Source organism: Stenotrophomonas sp. BR163 (assembly GCF_047520985.2).
In the GTDB taxonomy this organism is placed as follows: domain Bacteria; phylum Pseudomonadota; class Gammaproteobacteria; order Xanthomonadales; family Xanthomonadaceae; genus Stenotrophomonas; species Stenotrophomonas sepilia.
The window spans coordinates 1-1,269 of record NZ_JAXBRE020000067.1 but is presented as its reverse complement, the minus strand read 5'-3'; the positions used below and the strand labels follow the sequence as shown (position 1 = coordinate 1,269).

Below are 1,269 nucleotides of genomic sequence, written 5' to 3'. Positions count from 1 at the left end.
GAGCTGCGGCGGGTGACCGAGGAGCGCGACATCCTAAAAAAAGCCGCGGTGAGTTCAACCCGTCAATGCAACATGATCAACAGTTGCACTGATAGGAGCGAACGATATGGCAAGGATGGGGCGGCCCGGCATGTCTCGAGCCCAGAAGCGAGATCTATGGCGACGATGGAAGGGCGGCCAGTCGCTCAGCGACATTGCCCGCTTCTTTGACAAGAATCCGGGTTCGATTTTCGGGGTTCTGGCCGCGCAAGGCGGGATCGCGCCGAGGGAACGTCGCCGATCCGCCCGGTCGCTGAGCTTAATGGATCGCGAAGAGATATCTCGATGCCTAGCTTCTGGCCAGTCGTTTCGCCAGATTGCGCTCAGCCTAGGGCGGCCTACCTCGACGATTAGCCGGGAAGTGGCACGGCATGGTGGCCGTGACCGATATCGGGCCGCACATGCCGATGAGGCCGCTTGGGAGGCAGCCCGGAGGCCACAGTCTTGCCGGTTGGCCGATAACCCTCGTCTGCGCTGGTTGGTGGCTTGCAAGCTGGGCCAGCAGTGGTCGCCGGAACAGATCGCCGGCTGGCTTAAGCTGAGGTTCCCGCTCAACCAGGCACTGCAGGTGTCGCACGAAACGATCTACCGGAGCTTGTTCATCCAGGCGCGCGGCCTGCTCAAGAAGGAACTCCTGGCGCACCTGCGCACGCGTCGCCGTATGCGCCACTCAAAGCTGGCCACCGCGATGCCTCGCGGCGGGATCATCGACGCGGTATCGATTCGGGAGCGTCCGGCGGAAGTCGAAGATCGCGCCGTGCCAGGGCATTGGGAGGGTGATCTGATCACGGGCAGCAACAATTCCCACATCGCGACGCTTGTGGAACGGCACTCGCGCTTCGTGATGCTGGTGAAAGTGAAGGGTAAGGACACCAGCAGCGTCGTCTCGGCGCTGAGCCGGCAAGTGAAAACACTGCCAACCGCGCTGCGAAAATCGCTGACGTGGGATCGAGGCGGTGAGATGGCCAGCCACAAGAACTTCACCGTGGCGACCGACACGCAGGTCTACTTCTGCGATCCGCAAAGCCCTTGGCAGCGCGGTTCGAACGAAAACACCAATGGCCTTCTGCGGCAGTACTTCCCCGACGGCACGGATCTATCCCGCCATTCGCAGGCATTCTTGAACAAGATCGCCAGACGTCTCAACGAAAGACCTCGTAAGACCTTGGGCTTCCAGACGCCAGCCGCTAAGCTGAGCCAAGCCGTTGCGTCGACGGGTTGAACTCACCG

General features: G+C 61.6%; 1 protein-coding gene. It reads left to right on the top strand.

Annotation, left to right across the window (positions count from 1 at the left end):
* The first annotated feature begins 106 nt into the window (after positions 1–106).
* The gene (locus ACM0PY_RS21170; RefSeq protein WP_049439365.1) at positions 107–1,261 is read left to right on the top strand and encodes an IS30 family transposase; all 1,155 of its coding nucleotides are present in this window, start codon (positions 107–109) and stop codon (positions 1,259–1,261) included.
* The last annotated feature ends 8 nt before the right edge of the window (positions 1,262–1,269 follow it).

Excerpts from the sequence above, each read along its gene's own strand:
- ACM0PY_RS21170 (WP_049439365.1), top strand. The coding sequence starts at position 107 with ATGGCAAGGATGGGGCGGCCCGGCATGTCTCGAGCCCAGAAGCGAGAT.